The organism is Pseudomonas sp. LBUM1666 (assembly GCF_059695775.1).
Window position 1 is genome coordinate 4,354,845 of record NZ_CP166789.1, and the last position, 19,017, is coordinate 4,373,861.

Annotated in this window: 14 protein-coding genes; 9 read left to right on the forward strand and 5 right to left on the reverse strand. The window is 59.3% G+C overall.

Features of this window, described 5'->3' with window-relative positions:
* Positions 1–113 precede the first annotated feature (113 nt).
* Together prpB and ACA056_RS19900 are read right to left on the reverse strand one after the other, a co-directional pair.
* Positions 114–1,004 carry a methylisocitrate lyase gene (prpB, locus tag ACA056_RS19895; RefSeq protein WP_008146328.1) on the reverse strand — a complete coding sequence of 297 codons (891 nt, stop codon included), beginning with the start codon at positions 1,002–1,004 and terminating at the stop codon, positions 114–116.
* Positions 1,001–1,720 (reverse strand): GntR family transcriptional regulator, encoded by a 720-nt coding sequence (locus tag ACA056_RS19900; RefSeq protein WP_177327884.1) that lies wholly within the window; start codon positions 1,718–1,720, stop codon positions 1,001–1,003. The genes prpB and ACA056_RS19900 overlap by 4 nt, the downstream gene beginning before the upstream one ends.
* Positions 1,721–2,022: 302 nt before the next feature.
* Here ACA056_RS19900 and rloA point away from each other — a divergent pair, with 302 nt between their 5' ends.
* The 4 genes from rloA (at position 2,023) to pabB (ending at position 6,736) form a co-directional block, all read left to right on the forward strand.
* Positions 2,023–2,559: a retropepsin-like aspartic peptidase RloA gene (gene rloA / locus ACA056_RS19905; protein ID WP_497267152.1), complete on the forward strand. Its 537-nt coding sequence runs from the start codon at positions 2,023–2,025 to the stop codon at positions 2,557–2,559.
* Positions 2,560–2,564: 5 nt separating this feature from the next.
* On the forward strand, positions 2,565–4,100 hold the full coding sequence (gene rloB, locus ACA056_RS19910; protein WP_497267154.1) for an osmotic stress tolerance membrane protein RloB: 1,536 nt from the start codon (positions 2,565–2,567) through the stop codon (positions 4,098–4,100).
* Positions 4,100–5,086 carry an alpha-L-glutamate ligase-like protein gene (locus ACA056_RS19915; protein ID WP_497267156.1) on the forward strand — a complete coding sequence of 329 codons (987 nt, stop codon included), beginning with the start codon at positions 4,100–4,102 and terminating at the stop codon, positions 5,084–5,086. Before rloB ends, ACA056_RS19915 begins: the two co-directional genes overlap by 1 nt.
* 312 nt (positions 5,087–5,398) lie before the next feature.
* A complete protein-coding gene (pabB, locus tag ACA056_RS19920) occupies positions 5,399–6,736 on the forward strand; it encodes an aminodeoxychorismate synthase component I (protein ID WP_497267158.1) in 1,338 nt (445 codons plus the stop codon).
* A 159-nt stretch (positions 6,737–6,895) separates the two neighbouring features.
* On the opposite strand, the gene thrH is transcribed toward pabB, so the two are convergent.
* Positions 6,896–7,513 (reverse strand): bifunctional phosphoserine phosphatase/homoserine phosphotransferase ThrH, encoded by a 618-nt coding sequence (thrH, locus tag ACA056_RS19925; protein ID WP_056744191.1) that lies wholly within the window; start codon positions 7,511–7,513, stop codon positions 6,896–6,898.
* A gap of 173 nt (positions 7,514–7,686) precedes the next feature.
* Here thrH and ACA056_RS19930 point away from each other — a divergent pair, with 173 nt between their 5' ends.
* From ACA056_RS19930 to ACA056_RS19940, 3 genes are all read left to right on the forward strand, one after another.
* On the forward strand, positions 7,687–8,427 hold the full coding sequence (locus ACA056_RS19930) for a phosphoadenylyl-sulfate reductase (RefSeq protein WP_008027340.1): 741 nt from the start codon (positions 7,687–7,689) through the stop codon (positions 8,425–8,427).
* Positions 8,428–8,878: 451 nt separating this feature from the next.
* Positions 8,879–10,420 (forward strand): NCS1 family nucleobase:cation symporter-1, encoded by a 1,542-nt coding sequence (locus ACA056_RS19935; protein ID WP_497267160.1) that lies wholly within the window; start codon positions 8,879–8,881, stop codon positions 10,418–10,420.
* Between the two features lie 56 nt (positions 10,421–10,476).
* Entirely contained in the window at positions 10,477–11,205 is a 729-nt protein-coding gene (locus ACA056_RS19940; RefSeq protein WP_033055712.1) for an aspartate/glutamate racemase family protein, read from the forward strand.
* 62 nt (positions 11,206–11,267) lie between these two features.
* Here ACA056_RS19940 and ACA056_RS19945 read toward each other — a convergent pair whose 3' ends face one another.
* Complete coding sequence (locus ACA056_RS19945; protein ID WP_497267163.1) at positions 11,268–12,191, reverse strand: LysR family transcriptional regulator; 924 nt, start codon at positions 12,189–12,191, stop codon at positions 11,268–11,270.
* 125 nt (positions 12,192–12,316) lie between these two features.
* Here ACA056_RS19945 and ACA056_RS19950 point away from each other — a divergent pair, with 125 nt between their 5' ends.
* A complete protein-coding gene (locus tag ACA056_RS19950) occupies positions 12,317–13,063 on the forward strand; it encodes a 3-oxoacyl-ACP reductase family protein (protein ID WP_497267165.1) in 747 nt (248 codons plus the stop codon).
* A 125-nt stretch (positions 13,064–13,188) separates the two neighbouring features.
* On the opposite strand, the gene ACA056_RS19955 is transcribed toward ACA056_RS19950, so the two are convergent.
* Entirely contained in the window at positions 13,189–13,884 is a 696-nt protein-coding gene (locus tag ACA056_RS19955) for an HAD-IA family hydrolase (protein WP_497267167.1), read from the reverse strand.
* A gap of 263 nt (positions 13,885–14,147) precedes the next feature.
* On the opposite strand from ACA056_RS19955, the gene ACA056_RS19960 reads away from it, so the two are divergent.
* Positions 14,148–19,016, forward strand: a complete 4,869-nt coding sequence (locus ACA056_RS19960) for an RHS repeat-associated core domain-containing protein (protein WP_497267169.1) — start codon at positions 14,148–14,150, stop codon at positions 19,014–19,016.
* Position 19,017: the final 1 nt, after the last annotated feature.

The window sequence follows — 19,017 nt, forward strand, 5'->3', positions numbered from 1 at the left end:
GCTGCGTTCGGCTGCGAAGCAGTCGTAAAACCTGCTTACGCGATCGACAGGCTTGGCGAGTCCTTCGGCCTCGAACGCAGCCTCGCGCTGCTCGGCAGCTGCTACATAAACCTCTACTTCTTCGCGGCGAACAACGCATCGAGCTTCTGCTCGAAGGTGTGGTAATCAATGCGATCGTAAAGCTCCATGCGGGTCTGCATGGTGTCGATGACGTTCTGTTGCGTGCCGTCGCGGCGGATCGCGGTGTAGACGTTTTCCGCAGCTTTGTTCATCGCGCGGAACGCCGACAGCGGGTACAACACCAGCGACACATCAGCAGCGGCGAGCTGCTCGGTGGTGTACAGCGGCGTTGCACCGAATTCGGTGATGTTGGCCAGGATCGGCGCTTTCACGCGGCTGGCGAACAATTTGTACATGTCCAGTTCGGTGATGGCTTCCGGGAAGATCATGTCGGCGCCGGCCTCGATGCACGCGGCGGCGCGATCCAAAGCGGATTCCAGACCTTCCACTGCGAGGGCGTCGGTACGGGCCATGATCACGAAGCTGTCATCGGTGCGCGCATCGACGGCTGCCTTGATCCGATCAACCATTTCCTGCAGGGACACGATCTCTTTATTAGGACGGTGACCGCAGCGCTTGGCGCCGACCTGGTCTTCGATGTGAATCGCCGCCGCGCCGAACTTGATCATCGACTTGACGGTACGCGCGACGTTGAACGCCGAGGAACCGAAACCGGTGTCCACGTCCACCAGCAGCGGCAGATCGCAGACGTCAGTGATGCGGCGCACGTCGGTCAGCACGTCGTCCAGGCCGGTGATGCCCAGGTCCGGCACGCCGAGGGAGCCAGCAGCCACCCCGCCACCCGACAGATAAATAGCCTTGAAACCGGCGCGCTTGGCCAGCAGCGCGTGGTTGGCGTTGATCGCGCCGACCACTTGCAGCGGATGTTCGCTGGCGACCGCATCGCGGAAACGCTGGCCTGGAGTGCTCTTGTTGGAACTCATGACTCACCTCGTTCAGTGGCTGTCTGGTTAGCGCCGTCCTGGTAGTGACGGGCGATATTGCGTTTGGAGGCGCCGATGTGGCGGCGCATCAACAACTCGGCTAGCTCACCGTCACGGTCGGCGATGGCGTCGAGAATTCGGTGGTGCTCGGCAAAGGCCTGACGCGGACGATTGGGCGTGGTGGAAAACTGGATGCGGTACATGCGCACCAGTTGATAGAGCTCGCCGCAGAGCATCTGCGTCAGGGTGCGGTTGCCGCTGCCCTGGATGATTCGGTAATGGAAGTCGAAATCGCCTTCCTGCTGGTAGTAGCCGACACCGGCCTGAAACGCCGCATCGCGCTCATGGGTTTCGAGGACCCGGCGCAGTTCGTCGATTTCTTCGAGCGTCATGCGCTCGGCCGCCAGACGGCAGGCCATGCCTTCGAGGGATTCGCGGATTTCGTAGAGTTCCAGCAGCTCGGCATGGCTCAACGAAACCACCCGCGCCCCGACGTGCGGCACGCGAACCAGCAGGCGCTGGCCTTCCAGTCGGTGGATCGCCTCACGCAACGGCCCGCGGCTGATGCCATAGGTGCGCGCCAGTTCCGGCTCGGAGATCTTGCTGCCCGGGGCGATCTCGCCCTTGACGATGGCCGCCTGAATGCGCCGGAAGACGTTCTCGGAAAGTGTCTCCGAATCGTCTTGGGCTATTACCGGGGGATCGAGTTGATCCAGCATATTGTCGACACCTTGAAAGCTGATGCCGCAAAAACTAGCGAATACAGACCTTTTAGTCAAAGGATAAATAGATATTGTCGACAATCGTCTAATAACCGACTGCACCAGAACGACGCAGTCCCTCTGTTTATAGCCGCCTCCCGGCGCTGGCGCCATAAAACCACCGTGCTAGAATGCCGGCCGCATTTGTTTGTGACATCTGCACTGCTTGTCATAAACAGTTGATAGGCATACGAGGGAGCTTGCGCAGCGATGCCAGGGCCTTGAATCGAAGTACGGACCGCTGCGCACCAGGATTTATGAGACTCAAGCCCTTCCCCACCTTCCTTTATCTTCTTTGCCTGCCCGGTTTCGCCGCGGCGGGGGAAAAGACTGTTTACGGCCTCAACGAGTACGCCTCCCTGGGCGGCATCGACCTGGAAGTCGCCGCCAAACTCGACACCGGGGCGAAAACCGCGTCCCTGAGTGCCCGTGACATCAAACGCTTCAAACGCAATGGCGAATCCTGGGTGCGCTTCTATCTGGCGATCGACGCTGCGCACTCGCACCCGATCGAACGGCCACTGGCCCGCGTCAGCAAGATCAAGCGCCGGGCCGGCGACTACGACCCGGAAGAAGGCAAGAAGTACACCGCCCGTCCGGTGATCGAGCTGAATATCTGCATGGGTTCGGCTTTACGCAGTATCGAAGTGAACTTGACCGACCGCAGCGCCTTCCAATACCCGCTCCTGATCGGCTCCGAAGCGCTGAAACGCTTCGATGCGCTGGTCGACCCCAGTCTTAAATACGCTGCTGGCAAACCCGCCTGCGCCACCGACGCTCATACCGCAGAGTAATTCCAATGCGCTCTCTTACCCTTCACCTGAAATTCCTGATCGCCATCCTGGTGGTGCTGGGTATTTCAGTCACGGCCTATCAGATCTTCGTGCTCGGCATCCCCGTGACCGAAGACGCCACCGACGACTTGTGGAACATCGACGCCAAAGTCGAGTTCGTCGCCAGTACCAAGGACCCGGTCAAGATCCAGATGTTCGTGCCGCCGCTGAGCCGCGATTTCGTCAGCCTCAACGAGAGCTTCATTTCCAATAACTACGGCGTGGCCGTGAACCGTGCCGACGGCAACCGCAAAGTCACTTGGTCGGCACGTCGGGCCAAGGGCAATCAGACCCTTTATTACCGCCTGGTACTGACCAAGCGCTACACCGGTGAAAAATCCAAGATCAAAGGGCCGACCTTCCGCGACAGCATCCCCGTCGAAGGTGCGGAAAAAATCGCCGCCGAAGCCCTGCTCGCACCGATCCGCCAGCACTCGGCCGACGTTGAAACCTTCATTGGCGAAGCCATCAAGCGGGTCAATAACCTCAACGACGACAACGTGAAACTGCTGCTGGGCGGTGATCCGTCCGCCGGTCACAAGGCGAAAATCGTCGAATTGGTGCTGTCCATCGCGCACGTGCCGGTGGAAAAGGTCCACACCATTCGTCTGGTGGCCGACCAGCCGCAAACACCGGAACTCTGGCTGCGCAGTTTCAACGGCACCGACTGGCTGTACTTCAACCCGGAAACCGGAGAACAGGGCCTGCCGACCGACCGCCTGCTGTGGTGGACCGGCGACGAAAACCTGATCACCGTCGATGGCGGCAAGAAGGCCAACGTGACCTTCAGCCTGAACAACAGCGAAATGAACGCCATTCGCCTGGCCAAGCTGACCGACGAAAACACCGACGCCAATTTCCTCGAATACTCGCTGTACGGTTTGCCGCTGCAAACCCAGCAGACCTTCATGATCATGGTGATGATCCCGATCGGTGTGCTGGTGATTTTGATCCTGCGTAACCTGATCGGCATTCAGACCCTCGGCACCTTTACTCCGGTGCTGATCGCCCTCGCCTTCCGCGAAACCCAGCTTGGCTTCGGGATCGTGCTGTTTACGATCATCACGGCGCTGGGGTTGTCACTGCGTTCCTACCTTGAACACTTGAAGTTGCAGATGCTGCCGAGGCTGTCGGTGGTGCTGACTTTCGTGGTGGTGCTGATCGCGGCGATCAGCCTGCTCAGCCATAAACTCGGCCTGGAGCGCGGGTTGTCGGTGGCACTGTTCCCGATGGTGATTCTGACCATGACCATCGAACGCCTGTCGATTACCTGGGAAGAACGCGGTTCCGGCCACGCCATGAAAGTGGCGATCGGTACGCTGTTCGCCGCATCGCTGGCGCACCTGATCATGAGCGTTCCGGAGCTGGTTTACTTCGTGTTCACCTTCCCGGCGATCCTGTTGATCCTGGTGGGCTTCATGCTGGCGATGGGTCGCTATCGCGGCTACCGCCTGACCGAACTGGTGCGCTTCAAGGCGTTCCTGAATAAGGCTGACTCCTGATGTTCGGCTTCTGGAAGACCTGGAAGGCCCTGGAAGCCCGGGGCATCATGGGGATCAATCGGCGTAACGCGGACTACGTGCTCAAGTACAACAAGCGCAATCTGTACCCGATTGTCGATGACAAGATCATCACCAAGGAACGCGCCATCGCCGCCGGCATTCATGTGCCGGAACTGTATGGCGTGATTTCCACCGAGAAAGAAATCGACAACCTCAATGACATCATCGGCGGGCGCAACGACTTCGTGATCAAACCGGCCCAGGGCGCGGGCGGTGACGGCATCATTGTGGTTGCCGACCGTTTTGAGGGCCGCTATCGCACGGTGTCCGGCAAGATCGTCGACCATGAGGAACTCGAGCACCATATCTCCAGCATCCTGACCGGCCTCTACTCCCTGGGCGGTCACCGGGATCGGGCGCTGATCGAGTACCGCGTGACCCCGGACCAGATCTTCAAGAGCATCAGCTATGAAGGCGTGCCGGACATTCGGATCATCGTGCTGATGGGCTATCCGGTGATGGCCATGCTGCGGCTGCCAACCCGCCAGTCCGGCGGTAAGGCCAACCTGCACCAGGGCGCCATTGGCGTGGGCGTGGACTTGGCCACCGGCCTGACATTGCGCGGCACCTGGCTGAACAACATCATCACCAAACACCCGGACACCACCAACGCAGTGGATGGCGTGCAACTGCCCTACTGGGACGGTTTCATGAAACTTGCCGCGGGCTGCTATGAGCTGTGCGGGCTGGGTTACATCGGTGTCGACATGGTGCTGGACCAGGAGAAAGGGCCGCTGATTCTTGAGCTCAACGCCCGGCCTGGGTTGAACATTCAGATTGCCAATGATTGCGGACTGACGTTGCGCACGCATGCGGTTGAAGCGCGCCTGGAGGAGTTGAAGGCTCGTGGGGTTGTTGAGACGGTTCAGGAGCGGGTTGAGTTTGTTCAGGAAATGTTTGGGCATATTCCTGCGGTTGAAGGTTGAAATCCACCCCTCACCCTAACCCTCCCGAAACGTCGGACCGCCCCAGAGGGGCGAGGGGACTGACCGATGCGCTCTTAGAGCTACATTGACCTGAAAGTCCGTGCCGAACTTAGATTCTGAAAAGCTTGAAGATCTGCCCCCTTTCCCCCTCTCCCCATTGGGGAGAGGGCTGGGGTGAGGGGTGGATTTGGAGTCAGACTCAATTCTTCAAAACCCTGCCCCAATCTGCTGATCCCCGACATCCCCTCTAGGAGCAATTCCCCGAGGAGACTACAATCGCCCCCCCGCCTCGATGGCTGATCTGCCCCGCCCATGTTGACCTGTTCCGTACACCCGCTCCCCTATCGCGCCAACCCCGCCGAGTACTTCGCGGCGATTCGTCACGCCCCCGGCGCCGTGCTGCTCGACAGTGGCCGGCCGAGTGCCGAGCGTGGACGTTTTGACCTGCTCAGTGCCTGGCCGCTGGAGCAAATAGCAGTATTGCCTGACGAAAGTGGCAGCGATTTCCTGCAACGTCTTCGCGACCATCTGACACGACTCGGTGAAGCGGCTGTTCCTTACGATTTGCCCTTCGCTGGCGGCCTCATCGGTTACCTGAGCTACGACTTCGGTCGGCATCTGGAAAACCTGCCGAGTCAGGCGCAGGACGATCTGCAATTGCCCGACGCACGTTTCGGGCTGTATGACTGGGCACTGATCACCGATCACCCACTGAGTACCAGTCAGTTGGTCTTCCACCCGTCGCTGATCGACAGCGAACGTCAGCGTCTGATCACGCTATTCAGTGAGCCTACGGCTGAAGCAGTCGAGTCTTTCAAGTTGAAAGCTCCGATGAAGGCCGACCTGAGCGCTGACGAATATCGCCACGCGCTAGAACGCATTCAGCAGTACATCCAGGCCGGCGACTGCTACCAGGTCAATTTCGCCCAGCGTTTCCGGGCTCAGTGCCAGGGCGATCCATGGGCCGCGTATTGCGCGCTGCGGGCGGCGTGCCCGACGCCGTTTTCGGGTTTCCAGAGCCTGCCCGACGGCGGTGCGGTACTGAGTCTGTCGCCAGAACGCTTCGTCAAAGTCAGCGAACGCCATGTGGAAACCCGCCCGATCAAAGGCACCCGCCCTCGCGGACTGACCGCTGCCGAAGATGCGGCAAACGCCGCCGAACTGCTGGCCAGCCCCAAGGACCGCGCAGAAAACCTGATGATCGTCGACTTGCTGCGCAATGACCTCGGCCGCACTTGCCGTATCGGTTCGGTGCGGGTGCCGGAGTTGTTCAGCCTGGAAAGCTACCCGAACGTGCATCACTTGGTGAGCAGCGTCACCGGAGAACTGGCAGATGATCGGGACGCGCTGGACCTGATCGCCGGCAGCTTCCCTGGCGGCTCGATTACCGGTGCACCGAAAATTCGCGCGATGCAAATCATCGACGAGCTGGAGCCGACGCGTCGTGGGTTGTACTGCGGGTCTTTGCTCTATCTGGACGTGCGCGGCGAGATGGACAGCTCCATCGCCATTCGCAGTTTGCTGGTCAAGGATGGGCAGGTGTGCTGCTGGGGCGGTGGCGGGATCGTCGCGGATTCCGAGTGGCAGGCCGAGTATCAGGAATCGATTACCAAGGTGAAGGTGTTGCTCGATACCCTGCAAAACCTTTAGCTTTTGTGGCGAGGGGGCTTGTCGGAACGCCGCATCGCCCCGTTCGGTTGCGCAGCAGTCGTAAACCGGCATATGCGTTGCATCTGAAAACTCGCGGTGTCCGATTTTGGGGCCGCTCCGCGACCCAACGGGGGCAAGCCCCTCGCCACAGGTATCGGTTTACAAACTCAACGCCCGATTCGAAGCCTTGATGAACTCCTGCTTCAGCTCTTCAAAGCTGTGCACCGCCGGGAACTGCGGAAACTCGCGAATCACATTGTCCGGCGCATGGAACAGAATCCCCGCATCCGCCTCACCCAGCATCGTGGTGTCGTTGTAGGAATCCCCCGCCGCGATCACCCGGTAGTAAAGGCTCTTGAAGGCCAAAACCGACTGGCGCTTGGGATCTTTCTGACGCAACTGATAGCTCGTCACCCGACCGGAATCGTCAGTAATCAGACGATGACAGAGCAAGGTCGGGAAGCCCAGTTGACGCATCAACGGCTGGGAGAACTCGTAGAACGTGTCCGACAGAATCACCACCTGAAAGCGCTCACGCAGCCAGTTGACGAACTCGATGGCGCCATCCAGCGGCTTGAGCGTGGCGATCACTTCCTGGATGTCGGTGAGTTTCAAGCCGTGCTCGTCGAGAATCCGCAGACGCTGCTTCATCAGCACGTCGTAGTCGGGGATGTCCCGGGTGGTAGCCCTGAGGGATTCAATCCCGGTTTTTTCGGCGAAGGCGATCCAGATTTCCGGGACCAGTACACCTTCAAGATCCAGACAGGCAATTTCCACAAGACACTCCCATTTGTATTGATTATTGAGTCGAGCGAGCAAAAGGACTGCCGAACTCTAGCGACTCAGGCCGGCCGGTGCAACGCAGAGGGCGCGCCAGCGGCTGCAGGATTTTGTTACCATCAGACCCATATAGAGCGCCCAGCGCCACCGACCTGTAGGAAGCCGCCCTGATGAGCCCAACGTTCGACGTCGTGGAACTCGCCACGACCTATGCCAACAAATCCGCACAGGACATCCTGAAACTCGCGTTCGCCGAGTTTGGCGATGACCTGTGGATATCTTTCAGCGGTGCCGAAGACGTGGTGCTGGTGGACATGGCCTGGAAACTGAACAAGAACGTCAAAGTGTTCAGCCTCGACACCGGCCGCTTGCACCCCGAGACCTACCGCTTCATCGATCAGGTGCGCGAGCACTACAAGATCGACATCGAACTGGTGTCGCCGGACTACACCAAGCTCGAACCTTTCGTGAAGGAAAAAGGCCTGTTCAGTTTCTACAAGGACGGCCATGGCGAATGCTGCGGCATCCGCAAGATCGAGCCACTACGTCGCAAGCTCTCGGGAGTGACGGCCTGGGCCACCGGCCAGCGTCGGGATCAGAGCCCTGGGACACGCAGCGCCGTCGCGGTGCTGGAAATCGACACCGCGTTCTCCACCCCGGAACGCACCCTGTACAAATTCAACCCGCTCGCGCAAATGACCAGTGAAGAGATCTGGGGTTACATCCGCATGCTGGAGCTGCCATACAACAGCCTGCACGAACGCGGGTTCATCAGCATCGGCTGCGAGCCCTGCACCCGTCCGGTGTTGCCGAACCAGCACGAGCGCGAAGGTCGTTGGTGGTGGGAAGAAGCGACGCAAAAAGAATGCGGTCTGCATGCGGGCAACATCATCAGCAAATCCAAGGCATAACCTCCAGCCTCGAAAATGTGTACACACTAATGTCACCATAGGTGCCATTTGTGTGTGCACTTTTCATTTCAGCGCCCCAAAAAGTTACACGCCCCTGCCCTGACTTCCTCAGTCGACCTTTCGTACAAATCCCGCTGAAAAATTAATACCTGTTCAAACAGTCAATTTATATCGCCTTTATTTCAGTTACTTATCGCATACCGATAACAAAACGAAATTAGCGGCAAAATTCATAGATCGCTGACTGGCATGGATCTGGCTTAAGTGCATACATGTTTTGTATACAATCACATCAAAACATACACACACTTTAGATCCGCAAGCCTGAAGCGCCCTATCCCGTACAGGCTGCAGATGCCCGTAACCAATGATGCTGACTGCCCGCGACGAAGATTTGTCGAGCCAACGCTCATGCACAGTCATCGCGACGCCAAGCTCGGAGCCTGCCGGAATGCGTACTAGCCTCTCCAATACCAACATCGCGCTGGATCTGCCCTCCTTCCCTCCCACTTCAACCCCTCACGACCAAACGTTTCAAGAACCCGTCGTACTCAGCCCTCGCCTGCACAACAAGGACCTGGCGCCGACCAAAGCCGAAGGTCGACGCTGGGGCCGCTACAGCATCTTCGCCCTGTGGACCAACGACGTTCACAACATCGCCAATTACTCATTCGCCATCGGGCTGTATGCCCTCGGACTGGGCGGATGGCAAATCCTGCTGTCCCTGGGGATCGGTGCGGCGTTGGTGTATAGCTTCATGAACCTCTCCGGTTACATGGGGCAAAAGACCGGCGTGCCGTTTCCTGTCATCAGCCGGATCAGTTTCGGCATTCACGGGGCGCAGTTTCCTGCATTGATCCGCGCCGTTATCGCCATCGCCTGGTTCGGGATTCAGACATACCTGGCCTCGGTGGTCTTTCGGGTACTGCTGACAGCGGTTCATCCAGGCTTCGCTGACTACGACCATGACTCGATCCTCGGTCTATCGAGCCTGGGCTGGGTGTGCTTTGTGGCGATCTGGTTCGTGCAACTGGCGATTCTCGCCTATGGCATGGAGATGGTGCGGCGTTACGAGGCGTTCGCCGGGCCAGTGATTCTGCTGACCGTCGCCGCCCTCGCCGCGTGGATGTACTTTCAGGCAAACGCGACCATCGCCTGGTCGATCCGCGAACCACTGACCGGCGGTGAGATGTGGCGCAACATCTTTGCCGGTGGTGCGTTGTGGCTGTCGATCTACGGCACGCTGATCCTCAACTTCTGCGACTTCGCTCGCTCGTCACCGTGCCGCAAGACCATCAAGGTCGGCAATTTCTGGGGCCTGCCGGTGAATATTCTGGTGTTCGCCAGCATCACCGTCCTGCTCTGCGGCGCGCAATTTCAGATCAATGGACGGATCATCGAAAGCCCGACCGAGATCATTGCCTCGATCCCCAACACCTTCTTTCTGGTGCTCGGCTGCCTGGCGTTCTTGATCGTCACCGTGGCGGTGAACATCATGGCCAACTTCGTCGCCCCGGCCTTCGTACTGAGCAACCTGGCGCCGAAGTACCTGACGTTCCGCCGCGCCGGGCTGATCAGCGCGACCATCGCGGTGCTGATCCTGCCGTGGAACCTCTACAACAGCCCGTTGGTGATCGTGTATTTCCTGTCCGGCCTCGGTGCCCTGCTCGGCCCGTTGTACGGCGTGATCATGGTCGACTACTGGTTTGTACGAAAAGGTCAGGTCAACGTACCGCAGTTGTACAGCGAGGATCCCAACGGTCCTTATTACTACAGCCACGGAGTCAATTTACGCGCCGTCGCGGCGTTCATTCCTGCCGCGTTGATCGCCATCATCCTGGCACTGGTACCGGGCTTCGACAGCGTATCGCCCTTCTCCTGGCTGATTGGTGCCGGGATTGCCGGGATGCTCTACCTGATCATCGCCAAACGGCAACCTCATTACGCAGACGTCAGCGGTGAAGCCATCGCGGTCGATAACGTCAGCCATTAATCCCTTGGCGGCCCGGCACCGTCGGGCCGCAGAACCACCCGCTATAAGGACTTCCCATGCGAATTCTCGTGGTCAACGTCAACACCACCGAATCCATCACCCAGGCCATCGCGCGTTCGGCTCAGTCCGTGGCCGCGCCGGGCACGGAAATCATCGGCCTGACGCCCTACTTCGGTGCTGACTCCATCGAAGGCAATTTCGAAAGTTATCTGGCCGCCATCGCGGTGATGGATCGGGTGATGGCTTACGACCAACCCTTCGACGCCGTGATCCAGGCCGGTTACGGCGAACACGGCCGCGAGGGTTTGCAGGAGTTGCTCAACGTGCCGGTGGTGGACATCACCGATGCGGCGGCCAGCACCGCCATGTTCCTCGGCCATGCCTACTCGGTGGTCACCACGCTGGACCGCACCGTGCCGCTGATCGAGGATCGCCTCAAACTGTCCGGACTCTGGGACCGTTGCGCATCGGTGCGGGCCAGTGGTTTGGCGGTGCTGGAACTGGAATCCGATCCTGAGCGTGCGCTGGAGGCAATTATTCGTCAGGCGGAATTGGCCGTGCTTGAAGACAAGGCCGAGGTGATTTGCCTGGGCTGCGGCGGCATGGCCGGGCTGGATGAACAGATTCGCCGGCGCACTGGCGTGCCGGTGGTGGATGGTGTGACGGCGGCGGTAACGATTGCCGAGTCGTTGGTGCGGTTGGGGTTGTCGACGTCCAAAGTGCGGACTTATGCGACACCGCGACCGAAGAAAATTATCGGGTGGCCCGGGCGGTTTGGCAGGTAGACCGCGTTATCGTTCATCGCGAGCAGGCTCGCGATGAACGATAACGCGGTCTCAAGCCAGGCTCAAAGAGCACTAAACCGCGACCCCAACCCCTGCTCCGCAAACTGCTCAATGATGAAATCCACAAACGCCCGGGTCTTGCCGGGCAGCAGTTTGTGTTCAGCGTAATAGATGGAAATGTTGCCATCGTCGACGTACCAGTCCGGCAGCACCCGCTGCAAGTTCCCGGCCTCCAGATAGCCCACGGCAAACGGCATGCTCACCAGCGCAATGCCCAACCCTTGGGCGGCCGTGGCGCAGGCCGCCTCCGAATCACTCATGGTCATTCGCGCCTTGAGCGTCAGCGGGCTGTGTTGCTGGGTGTGACTGGTCAATTGCCAGGAACGCACACGTCCCGTCTGCGGCGACCGAATCAGGATGCCATCGTGATGCTTCAGATCATCGGGCTCGGCAATCACCTCACGCCTCGCAAGGTAGTCAGCTGACGCCACCAACACCCGATGGGCCGGTGTCAGCTTGCGCGCCACCACCCCCTGCGGCAGCTCGAATCCCCCACCAATCGCCGCATCGAAACCCTGAGCGATCAGATCGACCTGACGATTATCGAAATGCCAGTCCGGGTTGATCGCCGGAAAGCGTCGCAGAAATTCCCCGAGCAACGGCACGATGTACAAACGCCCGAACACCGTGCCCATGCTGACCTTCAACGTCCCCGCTGGTAGCCCCTCGGCGCTGGCCAGATTGGCCACGGCATTCTGGATCGTGTGAAGACTGGAACTCACTTCGCCGAGAAACCGATGACCCGCTTCAGTGAGCGTCAGGCTGCGAGTGCTGCGCTGAAACAGCCGCACACCCAGCCGCGCCTCAAGTTTGGCAACACTCTTGCCCACCGCCGCGGGGGTCAGACTCAGGCGGCGCGCGGCTTCGGCGAAGCTGCCGACCTCGGCACTGCGCACGAAGCATTCGATACTGCTGAAGGTTTCCATAAGCGCCACTATAAACTTTTGGTTTACACAGACTATCGCAATTACCGTCTACACAGACTCTAATCCTGAATCAATACTAGGCTCCATCAACCGAGACATCTCGCCTCGGGACTTTGGAGATCGATATGACTACTCAGAACCTCAGCGGCAAAGTGGCTTTGATTCAAGGCGGATCCCGCGGTATCGGCGCCGCCATTGTCAAACGCCTGGCCGCTGAAGGCGCGACAGTTGCCTTCACCTACGTCAGCTCCACGGCCAAAGCCGAAGAATTGCAAAACAGCATCACCGGTAACGGCGGCAAAGCCCTCGCGATCAAGGCTGACAGCGCCGACGCCGAGGCCATCCGCAACGCCGTGACCGCCACCGTAAAAGCCTTTGGTCGCCTGGACATTCTGGTCAACAACGCTGGCGTGCTGGCTGTTGCACCGCTGGAAGATTTCAAACTCGAAGACTTCGACCAGACCCTCGCGATCAACGTGCGCAGCGTATTCATCGCCACTCAGGCCGCTGCTAAACACATGACCGAAGGCGGTCGGATCATAAACATCGGCAGCACCAACGCCGACCGCATGCCCTTCGCCGGTGGCGGCCCGTACGCCATGAGCAAAGCGGCGCTGGTCGGCCTGACCAAAGGCCTGTCCCGCGACCTCGGCCCGCGCGGCATCACCATCAACAACGTGCAACCGGGCCCGGTCGACACTGACATGAACCCGGCCAGTGGTGACTTCGCCGAAAGCCTGATCCCGTTGATGGCGGTAGGTCGTTACGGTAAAGCGGAAGAAATCGCCAGTTTCGTCGCCTACCTCGTCAGTCCCGAAGCCGCCTACATCACCGGTGCCAGCCTGACCATCGACGGTGGTTTCGGCGCCTGATACGGGTCAGCCAAACGCAAATCAAATGTGGGAGCGAGCCTGCTCGCGAAGAGGGAATATCAGACGACATCAATGCCGCCTGACACACCGCCTTCGCGAGCAGGCTCGCTCCCACATTTTCTGTATCAAGCCCATTCGAGCGCTGGCAAACCGCAAGCGCTCGGTTTGAACGCTTTCAACGTACGAAGAATGCCATCGGCGTGTGCGTATTTTTCGTCAGCCATCGCCGCATCCGGGATCGCAATCGCGGTCATCCCGGCCGCTTTCGCCGCCGTGACACCGAACGGCGAATCCTCGAACACCAGGCAATCCTCGGGCGCGACACCCAGGCGTCGCGCCGCCGTGAGGAAGATGTCCGGCGCCGGTTTGGCCGCGCCGACTTCCGGATCGTCAGCCGTCACGATGAAATCGAACAGCGCGAACCAGTCGCGGTGCAAGGTGGTTTTCTGGCCAAACGACTGACGCGAAGAACTGGTGCCCACCGCGATCGGAATGTTGTTGGCCTTCAAGTGTCGAACCAGCTCCTGCGCGCCAGGCATCGCCAGCGCTTTAGGAAAACGCTCGCGCATCAGCGGTTCGCGAATCACCAGAAACTCTTCGGCGGTAATCGGCAGGTCCAGCGCCTCGACCACATAACGCGCCAGATCACCCGCGCCACGGCCGATGATGTTCTGTTTGACGCTCCAGTCGAAGACGCGACCGTAACGCGCGGCAATCATGGACGTGACCTCGGTGTAAATGCCCTCGGTGTCCAGCAACAAGCCGTCCATATCGAAAATCACGGCCTTGATCGGGCCGAATTCATTCAGTGGTGCATTCATCGCATCTGATCCGTTTTCTAATGACATCCCAGAGGCGGCTCAGGTACGGCCGGGTCCGCGATCGATTAAAGGATTCAGCAGCATAGCGAGCGCGGCGGGCATAGGGCAACGGGCAATGCCTGATCGGTACTAAAACCTGCGCCGAAGTGCTCTCCGTCATTTAGCGATTTCCCCTACACCAAACACTTACTTTCCCGACTTCTTTCCCCGCCGATCCCACGCAAAGTCTCGCGCTCTGAATTGATCCGCGCGAGGGACTGCGAATGTTCATACCTGACAACCTCCTGGCCTTGAACAACACCATCGGGCTGCTGGTGGTCGCCGCCATGGACCCTGAGCAGCCGAATGTCGAAGCGCTGCTCGATGACTTTCGGCTCTGCCTCAATGACTACGACACCTGGGCTGAAAGCTTCTGGACCGGTAGGGCACTGGATGTCGAGCAAGTGTTCAAGGTCGGCAATGAAGTCCGTCTAAGCGCGCCGAAGCATTCGACCACGCCTGTCAGTGCGACAGTCGCCGCGTGCCCGGCCAGCGGTCCGTTGACCCTGGTGCATATGTTTGAGGCAGCGCGTTTCGTGCCGATCGGCAATACGCCGGTGATGCTTGAACCTTTGCTTTCCGACGTGGCGGGTGAGCAGACGTTTGGCGAGCCGATCTACGACGAAATCGGCCCCAGCGGCATCCTGGAAATCCCCGATTGCCAGCGCGGCCAGCGTTATCGCATCACCTTCTTTCCCGATGTATCCGCTGATCACGTCAAAGCACTTTACGCCTCCTATCAGGGCGTCATCGGCGAGCTGGAACGCTGGTTGCGCAGCGAATGGACGACCGAGTTCGAACCAGCGTGGGCCGGGTTCTCCCAGGCCGGTTTCATCAAGCGCTACGGCATGCTGCAAAAGGCCGACTGGCGCGGCTTCGAGAACTCGCTGAACGGTTTGTGGGATGACGTGAAACAGATTTATGCCCTGATCGCGGACCTGCAGGCCAACAGCGAAAAACTCCTTGAATACCTGACCCGATCCGAACTTGAAACGCTGTTGAACGCTTCGGCGGAGTCCATCGCCAATGTGTTGCTGATGCTGAGCGACGAGCCGTTGATGTTCATTCATCTCGCGGCGTTCACCAGTTGGCTGAGGATGCTTCCGCCGCAGTACATCGCCGAGGTCGTGGCGGAAATTCGTACGGAGATATTGATCAGTTTCTTACTCATGTGCCTTACCGGTCCTGCAGGACTGGAATTGCGTCTGAGTGAGAAGGTGCTGTCCAGGATCAAGTCCCCGCAGACCCGGCAATGGCTGGCGGCCGCCACTTTGCGATTGGCTGAGCTCACCGCCAGGTCCGACCGGACAGCCCACGCTGGCGCGCTCAAACCGCTGATGGTCAATGCCCGGAATGCACCGATCAAACCTGCGCCCGCCGTGTCATTGCAGATCACTGCGGGGGGTGCGTCGGTTTTGTTGGTGAAGAATCCGGTGGCCATTGCTCGCGACAAGTCTGAAGCCATGACCAGGATTGGCAGGCAGGAACATCGCGACGATGCCCCGGATCAGGCGAAGAACCCCAACGGTGACAGCGCCGATTGCGGACCGTTGACCTGTACCAATGGCTGTCCGGTATCGATGGTCACGGGCGAGGAACTGCTGACCTTGACCGACGGTGCGCTGGACGGGATTTTGCCGTTCGACTTCATTCGGCTCTATCGCACCAGTGCGGTGGAGATCGATTGTGGGCTCGGATTTGGCTGGAGTCATTCTCTCGCGCATCACCTGGAAATCGATGGCGACACCGTCATCTGGATCGACCACGAAAACCGTCGTACGACCTTTCCGTTACCCAGTATCGAGCGCCCGACGATTCACAACAGCCTGTCGCGGGCAGCGATTTATCTAGGTGACGAGCCGGAAGAACTGATCCTCGCCCTGGCAGGCGAAAAAACGCGATTTTTCCACTTTCGTGCTGGACGTCTGACGGCGATCAGCGATGCCTACGGCAATCGGCTGACGGTGCAGCGGGACACGTCTGACAGGATCAAGCGCCTCGATAACGGCGCAGGGCGCTCCCTTCTATTGCGCTATGAGCGCCGGCATATGATCGCCGTCGAGTATCAGCGTTTTCATCCGGCCGACACCCTGGAAGACGCCTGGCGTACTGAGCAGACGCTGGTTGCCTACCGCTACGACGCTTGTCATCGCTTGATCGAAGCAACCAATGCCGCCGGCGAAAGCGAGCGCTACGACTACGACGAGCAGCACGTGATTCTGCAGCGGCAACTGGCCGGTGGGGCGAGTTTCTTCTGGGAGTGGGAAAGGTCCGGCAAGGCTGCCCGATGTATCCGCCATTGGGCGTCGTTTTCGCAGATGGACACGCGTTATGTCTGGGATGACAACGCCAGTGTGGTGGTTAAAAACGCCGACGGCAGCGAGGAAGTGTATGTCCATGACGATAAGGCGCGGCTGGTACGCCGGGTCAACCTGGATGGAGGTGAACATCTCAAGGCCTACGACGACAAGGGACGATTGGTTGCCGAGCAGGGTCCGTTAGGGGCGATTACCCAATACCGCTATGACGAGATCGGGCGCCTGATTGCCCTGATTCCACCCGAAGACGAGCCAACGTCCTACGAATATCGCAATGGTTTCCTGCATACGCGGTATCGCGGTAAAGCGGTGTGGAAGTTTCAGCGCAATGTTCAGGGTGACGTCACGGAAGCGACCGATCCTGACGGTCATGTCACTCACTATCACTACGACGCTCAAGGACGGGTGCTGTCGATCCGTTATCCAGACAACAGTCGGCATGTCTTCGGGTGGAATGCATTAGGACAACTGCTCGAAGAAACGTTGCCGGATGGTGGTCAGCGGCGGTTTTCCTACGACGCGCTGGGGCGGCAGATTACCCGTCAGGACGAACACGGCGCCGTTACTCACTACCAATGGGATGCCGTTGGACGACTGATCCAGACGACGCTTCCTACAGGCGCCAGCCGCGCGTTCAGCTACAACGCCTACGGCAAGATTACCGCCGAACGCGATGAACTGGGCCGCGTCACCCGTTTTGAGTACGACGATGACCTGCATTTGGTCAGTCGCCGGATCAACCCTGACGGGACACAACTGCGTTATCGCTACGACAACGCGCAGCTACTGCTGACGGAAATCGAAAACGAATCCGGCGAACACTATCGACTGGACTACACACCCAACGGATTGATCCGACAGGAAACCGGCTTCGATGGCCGACGCACGGCGTACGCCTACGACCTCAATGGCCATCTGCTGGAGAAAACCGAGTTTGGCGAGGACGGTTCGCAGCTGTTTACGAGTTACCAACGGGATTCGGCTGGACGACTGCTGGTCAAAAACCTGCCCGATGGCGTCAACGTCGAGTATCGCTATGACAGCCTCGGCCGGTTGGTCAGCGTCGATGACAGCAACGATCACCCGCTGGAGTTCGAGTACGACAAACAGAATCGCCTGATCACTGAGCATCAGGGTTGGGGCACTTTGCGCTATGCCTACGACACCTGCGGCCAGCTCAATCGCCTGCGCCTGCCGGACAACAGCAAACTCGATTACCACCACGCCAAGGGCGGTGCACTGACGGCCATCGACCTCAACGGCACCCGACTCACCACCCACCACTTCGCCTTCGGCCGCGAACAGCAACGCCAGCAAGGCCTGTTGCTCAGCGAATATGCCTACGACGATCAGGGTCGCCTGAAGGCTCACGCCGGCAGCCAACAGCAACAACCGCTGTATCGCCGCGACTATGCCTACAGCGCCAACGGCAACCTCGACAGCCTCGCCGACACCCGTCATGGCCAACGCAGCTACCAATACGATCCACTCGACCGCCTGATCCGCGTCCGCCACTCCCGCGATCAACAACCGGAAACCTTCGCCCACGACCCGGCGGGCAACCTGCTGATGCAGGATCGTCCCGGCCCGTCCACCGTCAAAGGCAATCGCCTGTTCATGCAAGGCGACCGCCACTACGACTACGACGCCTTTGGCAACCTCATCCGCGAGCGCCGCGGCACCGGGCAAAAACTGGTCACCGAGTACAGCTACGACTGCCAGCACCGATTGGTCGGCGTCACGACCCCGGACGGCCGCAGCGCCAGCTACCGCTACGACGCCTTCGGCCGCCGCATCAGCAAAACCGTCGACGGCAAAACCACCGAGTTCTTCTGGCAAGGCGACAACCTCATCGCCGAAAGCAGCCGCGAGCATTACCGCAGCTACGTCTACGAACCGGGCAGCTTCCGCCCACTGGCCATGCTCGACGGCAAAGGACCACGCAAGGCCTGCCCGTTTTACTACCAACTCGACCACCTCGGCACACCGCAAGAACTCACCGACTACAGCGGCGACATCATCTGGGCCGCCCGGTACACAGCCTATGGCCGCCTGACTCGCCTCAACCGCGACACCCATCAGGTGCTTGACCAGCCATTGAGGTTTCAGGGGCAGTATTTCGATGCGGAGACTGGCCTGCATTACAACCGGCATCGCTACTACAATCCGGATGTTGGACGGTATTTGACGCCGGATCCGAGCAAGTTGGCGGGTGGGTTAAACGGGTATCAGTACACGCGGAACCCGACTGGGTGGGTTGATCCGTTGGGGTTGAGTGAGTGTCCGGGTGGGGATGGGTGTAAGAAGCCGTCGTTTGGGGATGAGGATCCGTCGGGGAAGGTTGGGGTTGATGAGGGGGAGCCCGGCGCTCCATCCACGAAACCAAAAAATCGGTACTTGTACCGCGGAGACTCCCGAGAAGACTGGGAGATTTTTGAAGCGGGGTTTGAGCCCTTGGGAGACAGCATGGATCTCTACTTACATGCCTTGGACAACCGGAACCCTCCCAGTTTTTTTGTCAGCACTTCGACCTCAGAAAAGGAGGCCATAAAGTTCGCAACGGGATACGGTTTTGATGATGGCTTCGTCTATGTAATAAAAAACATTCGCGGAATAGATGTGAATAAAAGGCTCGGCATGATTTCGCCTCACCGCAAGGAGGTTGAAATTGCGTTTCCAGGAGGAATAGATAGCCACGACATCCTCGGCGTTACCCCCGTCAACGCCGATGGCAGCTATAAGGGCTACTCAACCCCTAACCCGCGCAGGAAATAGT

Coding starts and splice junctions, on each gene's coding strand:
- rloA (WP_497267152.1), top strand. CDS start 2,023: ATGAGACTCAAGCCCTTCCCCACCTTCCTTTATCTTCTTTGCCTGCCC.
- pabB (WP_497267158.1), top strand. CDS start 5,399: ATGTTGACCTGTTCCGTACACCCGCTCCCCTATCGCGCCAACCCCGCC.
- prpB (WP_008146328.1), bottom strand. CDS start 1,004: ATGAGTTCCAACAAGAGCACTCCAGGCCAGCGTTTCCGCGATGCGGTC.
- ACA056_RS19940 (WP_033055712.1), top strand. CDS start 10,477: ATGCGAATTCTCGTGGTCAACGTCAACACCACCGAATCCATCACCCAG.
- ACA056_RS19935 (WP_497267160.1), top strand. CDS start 8,879: ATGCGTACTAGCCTCTCCAATACCAACATCGCGCTGGATCTGCCCTCC.
- ACA056_RS19915 (WP_497267156.1), top strand. CDS start 4,100: ATGTTCGGCTTCTGGAAGACCTGGAAGGCCCTGGAAGCCCGGGGCATC.
- ACA056_RS19955 (WP_497267167.1), bottom strand. CDS start 13,884: ATGAATGCACCACTGAATGAATTCGGCCCGATCAAGGCCGTGATTTTC.
- ACA056_RS19960 (WP_497267169.1), top strand. CDS start 14,148: ATGTTCATACCTGACAACCTCCTGGCCTTGAACAACACCATCGGGCTG.
- rloB (WP_497267154.1), top strand. CDS start 2,565: ATGCGCTCTCTTACCCTTCACCTGAAATTCCTGATCGCCATCCTGGTG.
- ACA056_RS19945 (WP_497267163.1), bottom strand. CDS start 12,191: ATGGAAACCTTCAGCAGTATCGAATGCTTCGTGCGCAGTGCCGAGGTC.
- ACA056_RS19950 (WP_497267165.1), top strand. CDS start 12,317: ATGACTACTCAGAACCTCAGCGGCAAAGTGGCTTTGATTCAAGGCGGA.
- ACA056_RS19930 (WP_008027340.1), top strand. CDS start 7,687: ATGAGCCCAACGTTCGACGTCGTGGAACTCGCCACGACCTATGCCAAC.